Below are 19865 nucleotides of genomic sequence, written 5' to 3'. Positions count from 1 at the left end.
AGATTTTCCCTCACCCTCTCCAAAGAGAGAGGGTGTATAAATCAAAACGGCGTATCGCCCAGCACCGTTGCGCGGTGCATGATACGGCGCGCGGGAGAGTAATCTGCGGTGGCGTAATGCTGCGTAATACGGTTATCCCAGATAGCGACATCCCCTTCACGCCAGCGCCAACGCACCTGAAACTCGGGTTTGGTAATGTGCGCAAACAGGAAATTCAGAATCGCCTCACTCTCTTTTTGATTCAGACCAACAATCCGGGTGGTAAATCCTTCGTTTACAAACAACGCTTTCTTACCACTCACCGGGTGAGTACGAATCACCGGATGCGTCACTGGCGGGTTCTTATCCACCGCGAGTTGCAAACGCTGACGCTCCGCCTCGGTTTTACGGTACTTATACTCCTGGAACGACTTGCGAATATCGTGCTCTGCCTGCAAGCCATTCAGCAAGGTTTTGAACGGCTCAGACAGCGCATTATAGGCCGCAATATTGCTGGCCCACAGCGTATCGCCGCCGTTCTCGGGCAGCAGCCGGGCAGCCAACACGGCAATCGCCGGAGGCGTATTGATAAATGTCACATCGGTGTGCCAGTTATCGTTGTCGGGGGGATTATTGTCATCGGTATCCAACACGATAATCTCCTCCACGCCTTCGGCATGGGGATAGATGGGATGGATATGCAGATCGCCAAAACGGGCAGCGAAAGCACGCTGCTGCTGCGGTGTTATCGTCTGGTCGCGCAGAAACAGTACCTGGTGACGTAGCAAGCCATGATAGAGCTGCTCAAACTGAGCATCGCTTAACGGGCGGCTCAAATCCAAATCATTCACCTGAGCGCCAATGTGCGGGCCCAGCGCGGTCAGAGATACTTTCTCACTCATTGCTGCTCTCCATTCCACGGGGTCAAACGGCGCTGTAACGCTCGCAGCCCCAACTCTAACGTAATTGCGATAACTGCAATCACCAGGATGCCCGCCAGGACCACATCGGTCGCGAGAAACTCACCGGCTGACTGCACCATAAAACCTAACCCACGCGTTGCACCTATCAGTTCAGCGGCCACCAGGGTTGACCAACCTACCCCCAATCCGATGCGTAATCCGGTCAGGATCTCCGGCAGTGCGCCGGGTAAAATTACAAAGCGTAAGACCTGCCAGCGGCTGGCACCCAAAGCACGGGCAGCACGAATGCGTACCTGTTGGGCATTCTTGACGCCCGCCAGGGTGGACAACGTCACCGGCGCAAAAATCGCCAGATAAATCAGTAAAATCTTCGATGTTTCGCCAATGCCAAACCAGATCACCATCAGCGGTAAATACGCCAGTGGCGGCACCGGGCGGTACAGCTCAATTAATGGATCAAGTAAACCGCGAATGGTCGGGCTCAGGCCCATCGCAATGCCCACGGGCACCCCAATCAGCGCGGCGGCCAGTAAGGCAATCACCATACGAAACAGGCTGGCGGAAAGGTGCTGCCATAGCGTGGCATCCATAAAGCCCTGGGGGCTGGCGACCATATACAATTTCGCCAACACTTGTTGCGGTGGCGGCAAGAAAATCGGAGCGACTAATCCCAGTGCCGTAATTGCCCACCACACCAGGACCAGCAGCACCAGGCTCAAAAAACTCAGGCTTAACTGACGGGAAAAAGGCCAGCGCACCCCACGGCGTGCCGTCTGGGTTTTATCGATTACCGCACTCATATGAACGCCTCACGTTGAGAAAACACCTGATTCAGGACATATTCCCGGCGCTCAATAAATGCCGGATCGGACTTGATGCTGCGGCACGGCTCACCGGCGGCAAAGCGCTGCCCAAAGTCCAGACGCAGGCGCTCGGCCACCCGACCCGGCCCCGGCGACAGCAGCACCAATTCGCTCGCCAGAAACACCGCTTCTTCAATGTCGTGCGTAATTAACAAAATCTGCTTTCCGCTATCGCGCCACAGAGTCAGGAGCAGCGTTTGCATCTGCTCACGCGTAAACGCATCCAGTGCGCCAAACGGCTCATCCAGCAACAACAGCTGAGGATCGGTCGCCAGCGCACGAGCAATGCCCACTCGCTGGCGCTGTCCACCAGACAGCTGCCAGATAAAACGTTGTTCCGCCCCTTCCAGGCCCACCTGCTTGATCAACCGCGTGGCGGTACGATGACGTTCAGCCCGGCCGACACCCGCAAGTTGCAGTCCAAAGGCAACGTTATCGATCACATTACGCCACGGCAGCAGGCCCTCATTCTGGAATACCACCCCACGCTCTGCGCCCGGCCCCTGAACCGTCTTTCCTTCCAGGGTAATGCTGCCGGACTCCACCGGTAAAAACCCGGCGATCAGATTCAGCAAGGTTGTCTTACCGCATCCGGACGGCCCCAGCACCACCATAAGTTCACCGTTGCCCAACTGCAGATTGATATCCTGCAACGCAGCCTGACCGGCATAACGCGCACTGAGATGGTTGATGCTGAGCATACTCGTCCCCTTATTTCTTAATCAGCGGCGCCACGAAACGTGAGGTCACGTACTGGCTGTAATCACTGGCGGCATCAGGCACTTTGCCCTGCTCCTTCAGGAACTGCGCCGTATCCACAATCGCTTTATCCACCGGTTTGCCCAACTGCTCAACCTGCTGTTCAGCCGTCAGATAGGTGTTACCTTTTACCAACCCTGGGACGTCTGCTTCGGGTACACCACTCAGGCGAGCCAACTTCTGCAGATACTCGGGCTGCTTGAGCCAGGCTTCTGGGTTATTCAGATAAGCCTGCTGTGCTTCAATCGCACTGCGGGCAAACGCCGTCACCACTTCAGGGTGCTTCTGCGCGAAATCTTTGCGCACTACCCAGACATCCAGCGTTGGGGAACCCCATTTGCCCACTTCAGAGGAGTCAGTGAGTACATTGCCGGTTTTCTCCAGCTCGTTAACCGCCGGAGACCAGACGTAAGCGCCATCGATATCACCACGCTGCCAGGCCGCATTGATCGCCGCAGGCAACAGATTGATCAGCTGTACCTGGCCCGGCTTAATACCCCAGTGCTTCAGGGCGGCCAGCAGGCTGTAATGGGAAGTGGAGATGAAAGGCACGGCAATCTTCTTGCCGATAAGGTCTTTAGGGGAAGTGATCGACTTCTTCACGACCAGGGCTTCAGAACTGCCAAGCTGTGAGGCCAGCAAGAAGGCTTCAATCGGTAACTTCTGCGTTGCCGCTACTGCCAGCGGACTCGAACCGATATTACCAATTTGTACATCGCCGGAAGTCAGCGCCTGTAGTACACCGACGCCGCTATCGAATTTGCGCCACTGGACATTTGCCCCGCTCTCTTTTGCGAAAGTGCCATCAGCCTGTGCCACCTTCGCAGGCTCAGCCGACGTTTGGTAGGCAACGGTGACATCCACTTTTTCCGCGTTAGCGTGCAGTGTCACCAGGGCCAGTGCTGTGGCCAGAAGAGTCAAACGTGTTGCTGCCATGATATTCACCCCATCGATTCTTATGATAGATGCAGTGTCACAAGCGGCAGAAATTTCATAAAGGAATAAAAAATTATCCCTAATAGGAATTAGTTCTTAGATCATTGGCGGCAAAACACATGCAAAAAGCGCAAAAAAGAGGCGGCAAAGGAGAAATATGCAGGGCAGTTGAGCCTACCCTGCGAAGTGCGCGGTAAAACAGGAAGTTAGAGCCAGATTAAAATCACGCAGGCTGCGGTCAGTAATCCCATGGCGAGGTTAAACACGCGCCAGGCGCGGGGGCTGTGTAACAGTCGGCCAATCATGCTGCCAAACCCTAACCAGGCAATACCCGCCACCAGATTCACCAACACCATGGCAAAACTAATCGCAATAACCGAACTACGCCAGGCATCGCCGGTCAGACTAAAACTCGCCACGGCACCCAATGCCATAAGCCAGGCTTTAGGGTTGATTAACTGCAGCAATCCGCCCTGCCAGAAAGGCATTGGCGAGGTTGGGCCAGTACCGGCTTCCAGGGTTTCGTATTCTGCGGTTGCAATTTTCCAGGCCAGCCATAGCAGATAAAGACTACCCGCAACTTTCAAAAACAGGTGTAATGAGGGATAGAGTAAGATCAAACCGCCAACGCCGAAGGCAACCAGCATCAACATGATCTGCATGCCGATCATGATGCCAATCATTAGCGGGATTGATCGGAGGAAGCCAAAGTTGGCACCGGAGGCCGTAAGTAACATATTATTAGGCCCCGGGGTAATAGCGGCAACCCACAAAAAGCCCAACATAGACAAGAAAAGACTTAATTCCATGAAATGGGTGCTCCTCACCCTAACCCAGCTACAGGTGCTATGAATCAGAACAGCATAGAAGCCGTGAATTTTACACCACTCGCCGGCTTGCACAATCCACATCTACAGACCTTGCTGCCGCGCCTGCTCCGCCGTCGTGTCCATCTTAAACCACACTGGCAAAGGCTCGATTTGCCCGATGGCGATTTTGTCGATCTTGCGTGGAGTGAAGATCCCCAAGGTGCAAAGCATAAACCCCGCGTAGTACTGTTTCATGGCCTGGAGGGCAGCATTCGTAGCCCGTATGCGCACGGACTGATGCAGGCCTGCCAGCAGCAGGGGTGGCTGAGCGTCGTGATGCATTTTCGCGGCTGTAGCGGCGTCCCTAACCGCCTGAATCGTATTTATCACTCTGGTGAAACCGAAGACGCACGTTTTTTCCTTAACTGGCTGCGCAGCACCTGGGGCGAAGTGCCTACTGCCGCCATTGGTGTTTCGCTCGGTGGCAATATGCTGGCCTGCCTGCTGGGAGAGCAACGGGGCGATATCCCCCTGGAGGCGGCGGTTGTCATCTCTGCGCCCCTGGAGCTGGAACCGTGCAGCGTTAAACTGGAGAGCGGCTTCTCACGCTTCTATCAGTATTACCTGCTGACTCAGCTGAAAAAAAATGCGCTGCGTAAACTGCGCGCCTGGCCAGACTCCCTACCGGTGGACCTACTGCAACTCAAAGGCTTCCGCCGTCTGCGCGACTTTGATGATGCGGTCACTTCGCGCGCGCACGGCTTTGTCGATGCCGGTGATTACTACCGCCGTGCCAGTGCCATGCCATTGCTAAAGCAGATCGAAACGCCGCTGCTGATCATTCATGCTAAAGACGATCCCTTTATGACCGATGCGGTGATCCCCAGCCATGAACAGCTATCGGCCAGCACCACTTATCAACTCACCACTCACGGCGGCCACGTTGGCTTCGTTGGCGGTAGCCTGCGTCGTCCACAAATGTGGCTAGAGCAGCGGGTGCCGCAGTGGCTTACTCCCTGGCTGGAAGCAACAACATGATTATTCCCTGGCAGCAAATTGACCCAGATACCCTGACGAACCTGATTGAAAGCTTTGTGCTGCGCGAAGGCACAGACTACGGCTTACAGGAACGCAGCCTGACACAAAAAGTGGATGATGTGCGCCGCCAGCTGGCAAGTGGTGAGGTGGTTCTGGTGTGGTCAGAACTGCACGAAAGCGTCAATATTATGCCTCGCTCTGAGTTTCGTGGCGGATAGCATCCGCCCGCATTTCGTGTTAACAATGCACATCGTCTGACTTAACAGGGAATCCATTTATGTCTGCCAGGCATCCGATTATCGCCGTGACCGGTTCCAGTGGCGCAGGCACAACCACCACCAGCCTCGCCTTTCGCAAGATTTTTCAGCAGCTACAGCTACAGGCCGCCACGCTGGAAGGGGATAGCTTCCATCGCTTTACTCGCCCTGAAATGGACATGGCGATCCGCAAAGCGCGCGATATGGGTAAACACATCAGCTATTTCGGCCCAGAGGCCAACGACTTCGGCTTACTGGAAAGCACATTCGCCGAATATGGCCGCAGCGGTCAGGGGCAATCGCGTAAGTATCTGCATACCTATGATGAAGCCGTACCCTGGAACCAGGTGCCAGGCACCTTTACGCCGTGGCAGCCGCTCCCGCAAAACACCGATGTCCTGTTTTATGAAGGATTGCATGGTGGCGTGGTCGCACAGAATCACGACGTTGCCGGGCAGGTGGATTTACTGGTTGGAGTCGTCCCTATCGTTAACCTGGAGTGGATTCAAAAGTTGATCCGCGATACCAGCGAGCGCGGCCACTCGCGCGAAGCCGTGATGGAGTCCGTGGTGCGTTCGATGGAAGACTACATTAACTACATCACCCCACAGTTCTCACGCACGCACATTAACTTCCAGCGCGTGCCCACTGTCGATACCTCAAACCCGTTTGCAGCGCGAGAAATCCCCTCACTGGATGAAAGTTTTGTCGTGATTCATTTCCGCGACCTGGAAGATATTGATTTCCCCTATCTGCTGGCGATGATTCAGGGCTCGTTTATCTCGCACATTAATACGTTGGTCGTACCGGGCGGCAAAATGGGGCTGGCAATGGAGCTGATCATGACGCCGCTGGTGCAGCGTCTGATGCAAGGTCGAGGTGTGGCTTAAGCCGCAATCACTTCATAGCTGTGGGTTATTTCTACACCTTTGCCGAGCATAATCGCCACTGAGCAGTACTTCTCGGCAGAGAGATCCACCGCCCGCGCTACCGCTTTATCACTGAGATCTTTACCAGTGACGATAAAGTGCAGATTAATATGGGTGAAAATACGCGGTGCTTCTTCACGGCGTTCTGAGGTCAGCTTCACTTCGCAATTGCTCACGTCATGACGCCCTTTTTGCAGAATGGAAACCACGTCGATGGCGCTACATCCGCCTGCGGACATCAGCACCAGTTCCATTGGGCTTGGCGCTTTATCGCCGGAATTCCCGTCCATAATAATCTGATGGCCTGAAGAAGACTCACCGAGAAAGGTCAGCCCCTCTACCCACTTTACTCTTGCCTGCATGCTACTTACTCCAGAGGTCGATTTGCCGCCAGAGTACGCCTCTCCCTGACAAACAGCAATCGCCTCCGAACCAAGACCCGCCTCGTTGCAGCTGAAGCGAGACAACACAAGACAGTCGGCAAAAGCTGTGCTACAAACAGAGATGAAAATATTTTTCGTCACATAAAGGCGAAAACGGGGCGGTGCTTATATTTCCCCGACATAATTTCCAATACTGGAAAACGGTTGATGATTTCAACGCCTGTCAGGGCTACCCTCCCTGTATTTTGGGCACGATTACAATAGAGGATGATCGCGAATGGTTCTCGGCAAACCGCAAACAGACCCTACACTCGAATGGTTCCTGTCCCATTGCCATATTCACAAATACCCATCCAAAAGCACCCTGATTCATCAGGGCGAAAAGGCGGAAACGCTTTACTACATCGTTAAAGGTTCTGTCGCCGTTCTTATCAAGGACGAAGAAGGGAAAGAGATGATCCTCTCTTATCTCAACCAGGGCGACTTTATCGGTGAGCTTGGCCTGTTTGAAGAAGGTCAGGAGCGTAGTGCCTGGGTTCGGGCTAAAACAGCCTGTGAAGTCGCTGAAATTTCTTATAAGAAATTCCGTCAGTTAATTCAGGTAAATCCAGATATTTTAATGCGCCTCTCTTCTCAGATGGCGCGTCGCCTGCAGGTGACTTCAGAGAAAGTCGGTAACCTTGCTTTCCTTGATGTGACCGGGCGTATTGCTCAGACGCTACTCAACCTGGCGAAACAACCCGATGCAATGACCCATCCAGACGGTATGCAAATTAAAATTACCCGTCAGGAAATCGGGCAAATTGTTGGCTGCTCGCGTGAAACGGTCGGGCGCATTCTGAAAATGTTGGAAGATCAGAATTTGATCTCCGCGCACGGCAAAACCATCGTCGTTTACGGCACCCGCTAATATTTTCTGATTTACGGCGCGAGGCTCTCCTCGCGCCGTCATTATTTATGATGAGCTGATGTGGCGTCGAATCATCTATCACCCCGAAGTTAACTATGCCCTGCGCCAGACGTTAGTGCTGTGCTTGCCTGTGGCCTTGGGCTGGCTATTTGGCGATCTGCAAAAAGGCCTGCTTTTCTCGCTCGTGCCTGCCTGTTGTAACATCGCTGGCCTTGATACTCCGCATAAACGCTTCTTTAAACGTCTGATCGTCGGCGGTAGCCTGTTTGCCAGCGCCAGCCTGCTGATGCAATTTTTGCTGTTAAAGAATGTGCCGCTACCTGCCATTCTGTTTGCGCTTCCGTTGCTACTCGGCGTCTTAGGGGAGATCAGCCCACTGCATGCCCGACTGCTTCCCGGCACACTGATTGCGGCTATTTTTACCCTCAGCCTGATTGGCCGCCTGCCGATCTGGGTTCCCCCGCTGCTCTATATTGGCGGGACATTATGGTACGGCTTATTCAACTGGCTCTGGTTCTGGCTGTGGAAAGAGCAGCCGCTGCGGGAGTCCCTCAGCCTGCTGTACCGCGAACTGGCAGACTACTGCGATGCTAAATATACCCTGCTGACCCAGCTCACCGATCCGGAAAAGGCGCTGCCGCCGCTGTTGGCTCGCCAGCAAAAAGCCGTCGATTTGATGAATACCTGCTATCAGCAGATGCACATGCTGGCCGCCAGTCGCAACAACAGCCACCAACGTCTGAAGCGGGCGTTTCAGGTCGCACTGGATTTACAGGAACATATCTCCGTCAGCCTGCATCAGCCTGAAGAGGTGCAGAAACTGGTCGAGCAGAGTCATGCTGAAGCGGTTATCCGCTGGAATGCGAAAACCATCTCTGCCCGCTTGCGCCTGCTGGCCGATGACATCCTTTACCATCAGCTACCAGACCGCTTTAACATGGATAAACAGCTGGGCGCGCTGGAAAAGATCGCCCGCCAACATCCGGGCAATCCGGTTGGAAGCTTTTGCCTCTATCACTTCAACCGGATTGCCCGGGTACTGCGCACCCAAAAACCGCTCTATTCCCGAGACCTGATGGCAGATCGCCAGCGCCGTCTGCCACTGTTACCTGCGCTGCGTAGCTACCTGTCGTGGCGCTCCTCAGCGCTGCGCACCGCCGGACGCTTTGCCGTGATGCTGATGTTTGGTGCCAGCCTGGGGCTACTGTTCAATGCCCCCAAACCTTACTGGATTCTGATGACCATCATGTTCGTCAGCCAGAATGGCTATAAAGCCACCCAGGTCAGGATTCAGCACCGGGCTGCGGGTACGTTTGCCGGTTTGGTGATTGCCGCCGCCAGCCTTCACTTTGCGGTTGCGGAGTCGCTGGTGCTACTGACCATGCTGGTGATTACCTTTGTCAGCTACCTGTTCACCCGCAAGTTTTACGGCTGGTCGATGATTGGCTTTACGGTAACGGCGGTGTATTCGCTGCAACTGCTGGCGCTCAACGGCGCACAGTTTTTACTCCCGCGCCTGCTGGATACGCTGGCCGGTTGTCTGATTGCGTTCGCTGGCATGATTTGGCTGTGGCCACAGTGGCAAAGCGGCCTGCTGCGGCAAAATGCGCATGACGCGCTGGAAGCCGATCAGGAAGCCCTGAGGATGCTACTGGGGCCGGAACAGAGCGCGGAAAAACTGGCTTATCAACGGGTCAAAGTTAACCAGGCCCATAACTCCATGTTTAACTCGCTTAATCAGGCGATGCAGGAGCCGGGCTTCAATGCGCAGTACCTCAAAGACATGCGATTGTGGGTAACGCACAGCCAGTTCATCGTTGAGCATATCAACGCCATGACCATTCTGGCGCGTGAACACACCATGCTGCCACCCGCCATGGCCGAACGTTATCTACAGTCTTGCGAAATTGCCTTGCAGCGCTGCCAGCAGCGACTGGAGTATGAAGGCCCAGGACAGCAAAACAACGTCATGAGCGAAGCAGAAAACATCAATGAAGGGGCAATGACGGTGCTCGAGCTGCACGTGAAGCGCATCATCGGCCACCTCAATGTGATGCACACCATCTCATCACTGGCCTGGAGCCAACGGCCGCACCACGGCCACTGGCTGCTGCCGCTGCTGCGTAAACGCCAGGATAATCAGCAATAAAAATGCCAGCACAAGGCTGGCATTGCTAACGCGGTAGACGCGGAATCAGGCAAACAACACTTTCTCGATGGCGCGGGCGAAACGTGCCATGCCTTCTTTGATGTCTGCGCTCTCAATCACCAGCGAAGGCGCAAAGCGGATCACATCGGTGCTGGCAGTCAGGATCATCACCCCTTCTGCGGCTGCGGCATTGAGAATATCGCGCGCGCGGCTGGCATATTCTGGTTTCAGCACCGCACCAATCAGCAGCCCTTTACCGCGAATGCCGTTAAACACGTGCAGTTTGCTGTCGATCTCATTCAGGGCAGCAACAAACTCCTCGCGCCGTGCCTCTACGCCGTTCAGCACTTCTGGCGTGTTGATAATATCCACGGCGGTTTCAGCAATTGCACACGCCAGCGGGTTGCCGCCATAAGTGGTGCCGTGTACGCCTGGTGCCATAACTGACGCGATTTCATTGGTGGTTAACATCGCGCTGACCGGGAAGCCGCCGCCCAGGGCTTTTGCCGTGGTCAGGATATCCGGCTTAACGCCGTAATGCTCATAGGCAAACAGCTTACCGCTACGGCCCATCCCGCTCTGAACTTCATCCAGCACCAGCAGTGCCTGATGCTCATCACACAGCGCACGCAGGCCCTGAATAAATTCGGGTGTTGCTGGCATCACGCCGCCTTCACCCTGGATTGGCTCAACAACAATCGCGCAGGTGTGGTCGTCGATGACCGCTTTAACTGCTTCCAGATCGTTGAACGGCACATGGACGATATCTGCCGGTTTTGGTCCAAAGCCATCGGAGTACTTCGGCTGTCCACCGACAGAAACGGTAAACAGCGTGCGGCCGTGGAACGCGTTATGGAAGGCAATAATTTTCGTTTTGTAGGCGTGGTGCTTTTTAAACGCGTAGTAACGAGCCAGCTTAAATGCGGCTTCGTTGGCTTCAGCACCGGAGTTAGCGAAAAACACGCGATCGGCAAAGGTGGCCGCGATAAGTTTGCTGGCAAGGCGTAACGCTGGCTCATTGGTGAACACGTTGCTGGTATGCCACAGCGTTTCGCCCTGCTTTTTCAGGGTTTCCACCAGTGCCGGATGGCAATGGCCCAACGCCGTCACGGCGATGCCGCCGGAGAAATCAACGTACTCTTTACCCTGCTGATCCCAGACGCGGCTGCCCTGCCCTTTCACCGGCACAAATTGCGCTGGTGCATAAACAGGCAATATAACGTTATCGAAAGTTTCCCGCGTTACCGCAATTTTATCCGTTGCCATTGACGACCTCATGTGATGAATGGTTGTGGCGAAGTGCAATTCTAGTCAGTAAATATGAATAATAAATCACTTAAAGGCAAACAGAACTTCACTGCCGCAGGAAATTACGCAGCAGCTGATGCCCCTGTTCACTCAGAATACTTTCCGGGTGGAACTGCACGCCTTCCAGCGGCAACGTACGGTGCCGTAATCCCATGATCTCATCCTGCTGTCCATCGCGTTCACTCCACGCAGTGACGACGAACTCCTCAGGCAGCGTGTCAGGGGCCACCACCAGCGAATGGTAACGTGTGACCGTGAGCGGATTATTCAGGCCCTGGAAGACGCCGCTGTCATCGTGACGGATCGCCGATGTTTTTCCGTGCATGGGCACTCTGGCGCGAACCACAGCAGCCCCAAACGCCTGTGCGATTGCCTGATGCCCCAAACAAACGCCAAGAATCGGTAAGCGACCGGCGAAATGGCGGATAGCTTGTAACGAGATACCCGCTTCACTGGGTGTGCACGGTCCAGGCGAAATCATTAAGTGGGTCAACGGCAGCGCCTCTATCTGTTCCAGCGTAATGGCGTCATTGCGCGTTACCTGGACGTCAGCGCCCAGTTCACACAAATACTGATAGAGGTTCCAGGTGAAAGAGTCGTAATTGTCGATCAACAGTAGCATGGGTCATTTTCCGCAGGATAACCCGACTATTCTACGTGTTTTATCCCGGTGATTTTTTACTTTTAAGCGAAACAGCGGGGATTTTAGGGGAGATGAGCAGCAGGAAAACAGCTTCCAGCAGCGAGGTGGCTGGAAGCTGACACAGGGTGTTATTACGGCACAATTTTCGCCGACAGAATCACAACCGGTTTCACTGGCACATTCTGGTACGGGCCGACATCTTTAGTTGGTACCTGAGCGATTTTATCTGCAATATCCATCCCTTTGATCACTTTACCAAACACCGCATAGCCAAAATCACGTTGACCGTGATCGAGGAAAGCGTTGTCTGCTACGTTGATAAAGAACTGGCTGGTGGCGCTGTCTTTATCGCTGGTACGGGCCATAGAGATGGTGCCACGCTTGTTAAGCAGGCCGTTATCCGCTTCATTCTTGATCGGGGCGTTAGGCTGCTTCTGCTGCATATCCGCAGTGAAGCCGCCGCCCTGCAGCATAAAGCCAGGAATGACGCGGTGGAAAATGGTGTTGTTGTAGTAGCCACTGTTAACGTAATCAACGAAGTTTTTTACTGAAACCGGGGCTTTCTGGTTATTCAGTTCAAGTTCGATATTACCGGCTGAAGTGGTGAGCAGCACATGCGTGTCGCCTTTAGCGGCCAATGCCTGAGCAGAAACAGAAGTAAGTGCTAACAGCGCGAAGGCTGCCGTCAAAGTACGTTTCAACATGAAAGATTCCTTACCTGGGAAAGCAACACAAAAACTTGCCTGATTTTAAAGAGCAGGAACCACAAGAGCCAGCGTTTTACTTTTTTTTACGTAGCCCACTGCGATCGCGCAAAGATCGTTATTGGATCTTATGTGTGACATAGATCACACATAAGATGAAATATGAAATCAGTGTTACAGGGATCGTTTATTAAGATCACAGTTGCGCTTACAATTCCTGACACTTTTTTCGCCAACTGCGACTCACACAGGTTCTTAAATGACAAATCTAAATCGTATCGGCCTTACGTGGATAAGCTTCTTTTCCTATGCCCTGACCGGTGCGCTGGTTATCGTCACTGGCATGGTAATGGGTGACATTGCCAAAGACTTTGGTGTTCCCGTTTCCAGCATGAGCAATACCTTCACCTTCCTCAATGCCGGTATCCTGGCCGCCGTGTTTTTAAATGCCTGGCTGATGGTGATTGTGCCGTTGAAGCGCCAGCTGATCTTTGGCTTTGTGCTGATGGTACTGGCGGTTGCGGGCCTGATGATGAGCCACGACCTGCGGATGTTCTCACTGTGCATGTTCGTGCTCGGTGTCGTGAGCGGCATTACCATGTCGATTGGGACATTCCTGATTACCCATCTGTATGAAGGTCGCCAGCGCGGCTCCCGCCTGCTGTTTACGGACTCATTCTTCAGCATGGCCGGTACATTATTCCCGATTCTTGCGGGCGTGCTGTTAGCGAAGCACCTGCCGTGGTACTGGGTATATGCAGCGATTGGTGGACTGTACGTGGCCATTTTCGTGCTGACACTGCGTCTGGAATTCCCAGTACTGAGCAAGCCTGCGGCGCAAAAAGATCAGCCGAAAGAGAAATGGGGGCTGGGTGTGCTGTTCTTAGCCATTGCTGCGTTGTGCTATGTCCTCGGCCAGTTGGGCTTCATCTCATGGGTACCGGAATACGCCAAGACGCAAGGCATGAACATTGATGATGCTGGCAAGCTGGTCAGTAACTTCTGGACCGCCTATATGATTGGCATGTGGGTATTCAGCTACCTGCTGCGCTTCTTCGATATGCAGCGCATCGTGATGGTGCTGGCGGCGGTTTCAACGCTGTTGATGTTCTGGTTTGTTTCCAGCACCGAAGTCACCATGCTGCACTGGATCATCATGCTGTTGGGCTTCTTCTCCAGCGCCATTTACACCACCATTATCACCCTTGGCTCGCTGCAAACCCGCGTCTCATCACCTAAGCTGGTGAACTTTATTCTGACGTGCGGCACTGTGGGTACCATGTTGACCTTTATTGTCACCGCACCGATTGTCGATGCAGGTGGACCACATGCGGCGCTTTACACCGCCAACGGTCTGTATGCGGCGGTGTTTGTGATGTGTGTACTGGTGGGCTTTGTTACCCGCCATCGCCAGCACAGCAAAATTGCGCATTAATCTGCGCTAAAGCATGACCTTAAGGGCGGACAGCGCAAGCTGCCCGCCTTTTTTAACGCCGGAAGTTCACCGCTTCACGCTCAGCCAGGTAAATTTGGCTTTCCGCTGGCCGGGTTTGCGCCACTAGCTTGCCAAAGCGCAACGAATAACGGACCGGCACCTGCCTGCGCACCGCATCAAAACCACTCTCCGCAGGCAGAATGATCAGGCTGGCCGGGAGGCCAACGGCAATGCCATAGTTGTCTAGTTGCAGGGTTTTGGCGCTATTATCCGTGATCAGAGCCAGACTGCGATCGATCTGCTCGTAGCCCATCAACTGGCACACATGCAGCCCCATATGCAGGACCTGCAACATATTCGCGCTGCCGAGGGGATACCAGGGGTCGAACACATCGTCATGGCCGAAACAGACATTAATGTCTGCTTCCAGCAGCTCCTTCACCCGAGTAATACCGCGCCGCTTGGGATAGCTATCGAAGCGGCCCTGCAAATGAATATTCACCAGCGGGTTGGCAACAAAATTAATCCCTGAAAGTTTTAACAGGCGGAACAGGCGCGAGGTATAAGCCCCGTTATAAGAGTGCATCGCGGTGGTGTGACTGGCCGTCACCCGTGCACCGTTGCCATCACGGTGCGCCAATGCGGCCACCGTTTCGACAAAGCGGGACTGCTCATCATCAATTTCATCGCAGTGGACATCGATCAGTCGATCGTAGCGGTTCGCCAGGATAAAAATCTTGTGCAGCGACTCTACGCCGTATTCGCGGGTAAACTCGAAATGCGGGATCGCGCCCACCGCATCCGCGCCCAGCCGTAAAGCTTCTTCCAACAGGGCTTCACCGTTTGGATAGGAGAGAATCCCCTCTTGCGGAAAGGCCACTATCTGGATATCTATCCATTCGGCCATCTCACTTTTCAGCTCCAGCAGCGCTTTCAGTGCCGTCAGGCTGGGATCAGAAACATCCACATGAGTACGCACATGCTGAATGCCGTTCGCAATCTGCCACTTGAGGGTTTGTCGTGCGCGCTGTTTTACGTCTTCATGGCTGAGCATCGCCTTACGTTCCGCCCAGCGTTCAATGCCTTCAAACAGCGTGCCGGACTGATTCCAGGCAGGCTGCCCGGCGGTTTGCGTGGTATCGAGATGAATATGCGGTTCAATCAGTGGCGGGTAAGCGATGCCAAGCTCTGCATCCAGTACATCGTCACCACACAGCGGCTGCTGTTGGGGGGTAATAGCCGCGATACGGCCTTGGGAGATTTCCAGTTGCCATAACCCTTCACGTTCGGGCAAGCGCAGGTTGCTGATCCATTTCGGTGACGTCATTGCCTTCCTCTCCTGTTGGATGGGTCAACAAATAAACTAGCACGGAACGGAAGAAAAACCCGCGCCTGACTGGCGCGAGTTAACAGAGGAAAAACTTACGGCTGAGCGACGAAACCTACGGCTTCGTAGACTTTTTTCAGGGTTTCCTGCGCGTGGGCACGGGCTTTGGCTGCACCGTCACGCATGACCTGGTTGAGGAAAGCTTCGTCATTGCGATAACGGTGATAACGTTCCTGCAACTCAGACAACATGCCAGAAACGGCTTCTGCCACTGCACCTTTCAGGTGACCATACATCTGGCCGTTAAATTCCTGCTCCAGCTCAGCAATGGTTTTGCCGGTCACGCCCGAGAGAATATCCAGCAGGTTAGAGACACCGGCTTTGTTCTGCACGTCGTAGCGGATGACAGGCGGCTCTTCGGAATCGGTTACCGCACGTTTGATCTTCTTCACGACGGCTTTCGGATCTTCCAGCAGGCCGATCACGTTATTACGGTTATCATCCGACTTAGACATTTTCTTGGTCGGTTCCAGCAGTGACATCACGCGGGCACCCGACTTCGGAATAAACGGCTCTGGGATCTTGAAGATATCGCCATACAGCGCGTTAAAACGTCCGGCAATATCGCGGCTCAGCTCAAGGTGCTGCTTCTGATCTTCACCTACCGGCACCTGATTCGTCTGATACAGCAGGATATCCGCCGCCATCAGTACCGGGTAATCAAACAGACCGGCGTTGATGTTCTCTTCGTAGCGGGCAGATTTGTCTTTGAACTGCGTCATACGGCTCAGTTCACCGAAATACGCGTAGCAGTTCAGGATCCAGCTCAGCTGCGCGTGCTCAGGGACGTGGGACTGAACAAAGATGGTGCTCTTGTTCGGATCGATACCACAAGCAAGGTAGAGAGCCAGCGTATCCAGCGTGGCTTTACGCAGCTTCTCTGGATCCTGTCGCACGGTGATCGCATGCAAATCAACGATGCAGTAGATACAGTGGTAATCATCCTGCATCTGCACCCACTGACGTAGCGCACCCATATAGTTGCCAATGGTCAGTTCACCGGAGGGCTGTGCGCCGCTGAAAACGATGGGTTTCATACTCATATCCTGATAATTACAGCCCGAGCGCGGGCAGAAGTTGGTCGAAAGAGTCCAGAGTCAGATCCGGCTGGCTCAGGGAGATAGGTTCACCGTAGTTGTAGCCAAAGGTCATGGCGACATTCGGGACACCCGCCGCCTGTGCGGCCTGAATATCATTACGTGAATCACCGACAAACAGCAGCTGATGCTGAAGCAGGCCAAACTTGCCTAACACCAGGAAAAGTGCTGCGGGATGCGGTTTTTTCGCCGCCACATCATCGCCGCCAATGATCAGTGAAAAGGCGTCTTCAATCCCGAGTGAAGCCAACAGCGGTGCCACAAACGGCGTGGGTTTATTGGTCACAATCGCCAGCGGCAGGCCGGTGGCCTGGAGTTTTTTCAGTGTTTCCACCACGTGGGGAAACAGCGTTGTGCCTGGCGTGACGGTATCGGCATAGTATTTATCAAACAGCGTGCGCGCATCATGCTGTTCCTGCGGCTGCGGCGCACGGCCTAATGCCCAGGTCAGCGCACGTTGCATCATGATATCCGCGCCATTGCCGATCCAGGTGATCACACGATCAACACCGGGTGCGGACAAGTTTAAATCTGCCAGTGCATGATCAATCGCCGCAGCAAGGCCTGGCGCGCTATCGACTAACGTGCCGTCGAGATCAAATGCCAGCGCCTGAATATCAGTGAAATGAGCCATTAACCTTCTCCAGTTCGTGACGCATCTCATCAATGACTTTTTTGTAATCCGGGTGACCAAAGATCGCCGATCCGGCAACAAACATATCTGCGCCTGCTTCTGCGATCTGCGCGATGTTATCGATCTTCACGCCGCCATCCACTTCCAGACGAATATGATAGCCACTCTCGTCGATACGTTTACGTACCTGGCGCAGTTTTTCCAGTGTAGAAGGGATAAACGACTGACCGCCAAAACCAGGGTTAACCGACATCAATAAGATGACATCCAGTTTATCCATTACGTAGTCGAGATAGCTCAGCGGTGTCGCCGGGTTAAAGACCAGACCCGCTTTGCAGCCGTGCTCTTTGATCAGTTGCAGCGTGCGATCGATATGATCGGTGGCTTCTGGGTGGAAAGTGATATAGCTGGCACCGGCCTTCGCAAACTCCGGAATCAACGCATCGACAGGTTTCACCATCAGGTGTACATCAATGGGAGCAGTGATGCCGTAATCACGCAGGGCTTTCAGTACCATCGGTCCCATCGTCAGATTGGGAACAAAGTGATTGTCCATCACGTCAAAATGAACGACATCGCCGCCTGCGGCCAGCGCTTTCGCCGTATCTTCACCAAGACGGGCGAAGTCTGCCGCGAGAATAGAGGGGGCCAGCAAGTATTGTTTCATCCGATTCTCCCAATTTAGTTCGCCAGCATTATTGCTGGCGTAAGACACGGGTCGCGGACGTAACAGACTAGCTAAAAAGCGCCAGCAGTTCGTCAACCTGAGTGCGACCACTTATGCTTCGGCTGATAGAGCGCCGGGCTTTGACCACATGTAGCTCAGCAGCCTGATACCATTCACGCGTTAATACGGTGTCATGGTTTGAAATCAACACCGGTATGCCACTCTCCTGCGCCAACTGTGTTGCCAGTTCAGCCAGATGCTGCTGCTCACGCAGGCTAAAGCTGTTGGTGTGGTAAGCGGTAAAGTTCGCCGTGGCCGATAAAGGCGCATAGGGCGGATCGCAATATACCACAGAGCCAGTTTGCGCATTACGCAGGGTAACATCGTACGATTCGCAGACGAAGGTCGCGTTTTGCGCGCGCTCCGCAAACCAGAGCAATTCGGCTTCCGGGAAGTACGGTTTACGATAGCGCCCGAATGGCACATTAAACTCGCCACGCAGATTGTAACGGCACAAGCCGTTATAGCCGTGACGGTTAAGATAGAGGAACAGCAACGCACGCTCGTAGCCATCACGACTGGTATTGAAGGCTATACGCCGCGCATAGTACACCTCAGACGTATTGCCTTCGGCGTTGAACAGGCGCTGCGCATCACGTATGAAAGCAGCGGTGCGCGTTTTAACAATATTATAGAGGTTAATCAGGTCGTTATTGATGTCGGCCAGATGGTAGCGATCGAACTCAGTGTTTAAAAACACTGAGCCAGCACCAACAAAAGGCTCTACCAGGCAATCGCCTGGTGGCAGATGGCGACGGATATCCTCGACCAGAGGATATTTACCACCTGCCCATTTCAGGAAAGCGCGATTCTTTTTCATGCTGTCGTGGTTCTTACATCTTTTTCTAAGAGCTGTGGGTGTACCGACAGCAGATCTGCGCTTATTGACGGGGCCACGGGCAGTAGCCCCCCATTTAATACTTACTGACCAGACTCTTTCTTCACCTGGCTCAGGGGTTTAACCCACGGATTTTTTGCTCTGACATCCGCTGGCAGCGAAGCAACGGCACGGCGTGCTTCTGCTGGCGTTGCATACGAGCCGCTGACCAGCACATACCAGGCTTCGCCGTTACGTGTTGTCTTGTAGACGTGGTAACTGCCAAGATTTTGCTTACTCGCCCAACTGTTCAGGCTTTCCGGACGAGAAGCACCGCTCAACTGCAGGGTGTAATTACCGCCAGGGAGCCCTTTGCTGCTCGCCTGACCCGTGCCCAGTGCAGGACGTGCCGGTGTAGTATGCGTCGTTCTGGCTTCAGTTGCTGGCGCACGTACAACGGATGTCTCTTTACGCGGTGCGACAGCCGCACTGTGTTGGGTACTGCGCGGCGCAGTCACCACATGCTCTGGCTGCGTGCTGCGTGCCGGTCGGTTCGCATGTGAAGCGAGCGGACGTGGCGCAACTGCTGCCAGGCTGCCGCTTACCGTAGCCGGAGCTGTGGGTAATGAGCTTTGCGAGCCAGCAGCGTTATCAACCTGGCCCTGCTGGTTGGTCAGCGCGGTTCCCAAATCACCTGGCAACGTAACACGTTGCTGATTACTTGGGGTATCCATGGGTGAACCTTGGGTCGGCGTTGCCGAAACCGGCGGTAAACCAATATTCTGCTGGCCATTGTTAGCCGTGGAAGCATCCGCTGTTACTGCGGGGGCTGTCGTCTGGCTACCTGTCTGAGATGTTGTTCCAGAAAGGTCGATATCTTTACCCGCGCCTGGCGCAGGAGGCGTTCCAGAAGCTGAGTTAGCGACGGGTTTGCTGCTATCCGGGCCTTTTAACGCAGAGCCAATACCCAGAACCAACAGCAGTAACACCAGAATACCGATGCCCATCATCATGTGCTGACGAGAGACTGGCGGTTTGCCTGCCGGTGCAGCCCCTTTACGAGGACGCGTCGGACGGCGATCGCTGGCGTCAGGTTTCAACTCATCTTCCGGTTTTAACTCATCCATTCGACCTCCTCCGTAAAGTGGTATTCCCGTCAGCGCCTAAGCGGCATCAGG

At 54.1% G+C, this 19865-nt stretch carries 21 protein-coding genes; 6 read left to right on the top strand and 15 right to left on the bottom strand.

What is annotated here, in order from left to right; genetic code table 11:
* Positions 1-41: 41 nt before the first annotated feature.
* The 5 genes from tauD to B880_RS0124140 all read right to left on the bottom strand — a co-directional run bounded on the left by tauD (position 42) and on the right by B880_RS0124140 (position 4269).
* Positions 42-881, bottom strand: a complete 840-nt coding sequence (gene tauD, locus B880_RS0124160; protein WP_017350040.1) for a taurine dioxygenase — start codon at positions 879-881, stop codon at positions 42-44.
* A complete protein-coding gene (gene tauC / locus B880_RS0124155) occupies positions 878-1702 on the bottom strand; it encodes a taurine ABC transporter permease TauC (RefSeq protein ID WP_017350039.1) in 825 nt (274 codons plus the stop codon). Before tauC ends, tauD begins: the two co-directional genes overlap by 4 nt.
* Entirely contained in the window at positions 1699-2466 is a 768-nt protein-coding gene (tauB, locus tag B880_RS0124150) for a taurine ABC transporter ATP-binding subunit (protein ID WP_017350038.1), read from the bottom strand. The genes tauC and tauB overlap by 4 nt, the downstream gene beginning before the upstream one ends.
* A gap of 10 nt (positions 2467-2476) precedes the next feature.
* Positions 2477-3460, bottom strand: coding sequence for a taurine ABC transporter substrate-binding protein (tauA, locus tag B880_RS0124145; protein WP_017350037.1), 984 nt, complete (start codon positions 3458-3460; stop codon positions 2477-2479).
* Between the two features lie 206 nt (positions 3461-3666).
* Positions 3667-4269: a LysE family translocator gene (locus B880_RS0124140; protein ID WP_026042886.1), complete on the bottom strand. Its 603-nt coding sequence runs from the start codon at positions 4267-4269 to the stop codon at positions 3667-3669.
* Positions 4270-4308: 39 nt separating this feature from the next.
* Between B880_RS0124140 and B880_RS0124135 the strand changes: the two genes are divergently transcribed.
* Genes B880_RS0124135 through B880_RS0124125 form a run of 3 tightly spaced genes read left to right on the top strand, consistent with a single transcriptional unit; the run spans position 4309 to position 6454 of the window.
* On the top strand, positions 4309-5307 hold the full coding sequence (locus B880_RS0124135; protein ID WP_017350034.1) for a hydrolase: 999 nt from the start codon (positions 4309-4311) through the stop codon (positions 5305-5307).
* Positions 5304-5525, top strand: coding sequence for a YheU family protein (locus B880_RS0124130; RefSeq protein WP_017350033.1), 222 nt, complete (start codon positions 5304-5306; stop codon positions 5523-5525). Before B880_RS0124135 ends, B880_RS0124130 begins: the two co-directional genes overlap by 4 nt.
* Before the next feature lie 59 nt (positions 5526-5584).
* Positions 5585-6454, top strand: coding sequence for a phosphoribulokinase (locus tag B880_RS0124125; RefSeq protein ID WP_017350032.1), 870 nt, complete (start codon positions 5585-5587; stop codon positions 6452-6454).
* Here B880_RS0124125 and B880_RS0124120 read toward each other — a convergent pair.
* Positions 6451-6855 carry an OsmC family protein gene (locus B880_RS0124120; protein WP_017350031.1) on the bottom strand — a complete coding sequence of 135 codons (405 nt, stop codon included), beginning with the start codon at positions 6853-6855 and terminating at the stop codon, positions 6451-6453. The two genes, B880_RS0124125 and B880_RS0124120, sit on opposite strands and share 4 nt — an antisense overlap.
* 298 nt (positions 6856-7153) lie before the next feature.
* Between B880_RS0124120 and crp the strand changes: the two genes are divergently transcribed.
* A complete protein-coding gene (gene crp, locus B880_RS0124115; protein WP_000242758.1) occupies positions 7154-7786 on the top strand; it encodes a cAMP-activated global transcriptional regulator CRP in 633 nt (210 codons plus the stop codon).
* Between the two features lie 58 nt (positions 7787-7844).
* A complete protein-coding gene (locus tag B880_RS0124110; protein ID WP_017350030.1) occupies positions 7845-9935 on the top strand; it encodes a YccS/YhfK family putative transporter in 2091 nt (696 codons plus the stop codon).
* Positions 9936-9980: 45 nt separating this feature from the next.
* On the opposite strand, the gene argD is transcribed toward B880_RS0124110, so the two are convergent.
* The 3 genes from argD to ppiA all read right to left on the bottom strand — a co-directional run bounded on the left by argD (position 9981) and on the right by ppiA (position 12590).
* Positions 9981-11201, bottom strand: a complete 1221-nt coding sequence (gene argD, locus B880_RS0124105; RefSeq protein ID WP_017350029.1) for a bifunctional acetylornithine/succinyldiaminopimelate transaminase — start codon at positions 11199-11201, stop codon at positions 9981-9983.
* Positions 11202-11289: 88 nt separating this feature from the next.
* Complete coding sequence (locus tag B880_RS0124100) at positions 11290-11865, bottom strand: aminodeoxychorismate synthase component II (RefSeq protein ID WP_017350028.1); 576 nt, start codon at positions 11863-11865, stop codon at positions 11290-11292.
* A gap of 152 nt (positions 11866-12017) precedes the next feature.
* Positions 12018-12590, bottom strand: coding sequence for a peptidylprolyl isomerase A (ppiA, locus tag B880_RS0124095; protein WP_017350027.1), 573 nt, complete (start codon positions 12588-12590; stop codon positions 12018-12020).
* A 259-nt stretch (positions 12591-12849) separates the two neighbouring features.
* On the opposite strand from ppiA, the gene tsgA reads away from it, so the two are divergent.
* A complete protein-coding gene (gene tsgA, locus B880_RS0124090) occupies positions 12850-14025 on the top strand; it encodes an MFS transporter TsgA (RefSeq protein WP_017350026.1) in 1176 nt (391 codons plus the stop codon).
* 52 nt (positions 14026-14077) lie between these two features.
* On the opposite strand, the gene B880_RS0124085 is transcribed toward tsgA, so the two are convergent.
* The 6 genes from B880_RS0124085 to B880_RS0124060 all read right to left on the bottom strand — a co-directional run bounded on the left by B880_RS0124085 (position 14078) and on the right by B880_RS0124060 (position 19814).
* Positions 14078-15352, bottom strand: a complete 1275-nt coding sequence (locus B880_RS0124085; protein WP_017350025.1) for a cytosine deaminase — start codon at positions 15350-15352, stop codon at positions 14078-14080.
* 95 nt (positions 15353-15447) lie between these two features.
* A complete protein-coding gene (gene trpS / locus B880_RS0124080) occupies positions 15448-16449 on the bottom strand; it encodes a tryptophan--tRNA ligase (protein ID WP_017350024.1) in 1002 nt (333 codons plus the stop codon).
* Positions 16450-16465: 16 nt separating this feature from the next.
* Positions 16466-17143, bottom strand: coding sequence for a phosphoglycolate phosphatase (locus B880_RS0124075; protein ID WP_017350023.1), 678 nt, complete (start codon positions 17141-17143; stop codon positions 16466-16468).
* Positions 17127-17810 carry a ribulose-phosphate 3-epimerase gene (rpe, locus tag B880_RS0124070; RefSeq protein WP_017350022.1) on the bottom strand — a complete coding sequence of 228 codons (684 nt, stop codon included), beginning with the start codon at positions 17808-17810 and terminating at the stop codon, positions 17127-17129. The genes B880_RS0124075 and rpe overlap by 17 nt, the downstream gene beginning before the upstream one ends.
* Positions 17811-17877: 67 nt before the next feature.
* Entirely contained in the window at positions 17878-18690 is an 813-nt protein-coding gene (gene dam / locus B880_RS0124065; RefSeq protein ID WP_017350021.1) for an adenine-specific DNA-methyltransferase, read from the bottom strand.
* 101 nt (positions 18691-18791) lie between these two features.
* Complete coding sequence (locus tag B880_RS0124060; protein ID WP_017350020.1) at positions 18792-19814, bottom strand: SPOR domain-containing protein; 1023 nt, start codon at positions 19812-19814, stop codon at positions 18792-18794.
* Between the last annotated feature and the right edge of the window lie 51 nt (positions 19815-19865).

The sequence above is a fragment of the Pantoea sp. A4 genome, assembly GCF_000295955.2.
Lineage (GTDB): Bacteria > Pseudomonadota > Gammaproteobacteria > Enterobacterales > Enterobacteriaceae > Pantoea > Pantoea multigeneris.
Note: the sequence above shows the minus strand (reverse complement) of the source record. Positions and strands in the feature narration are given on the sequence as shown.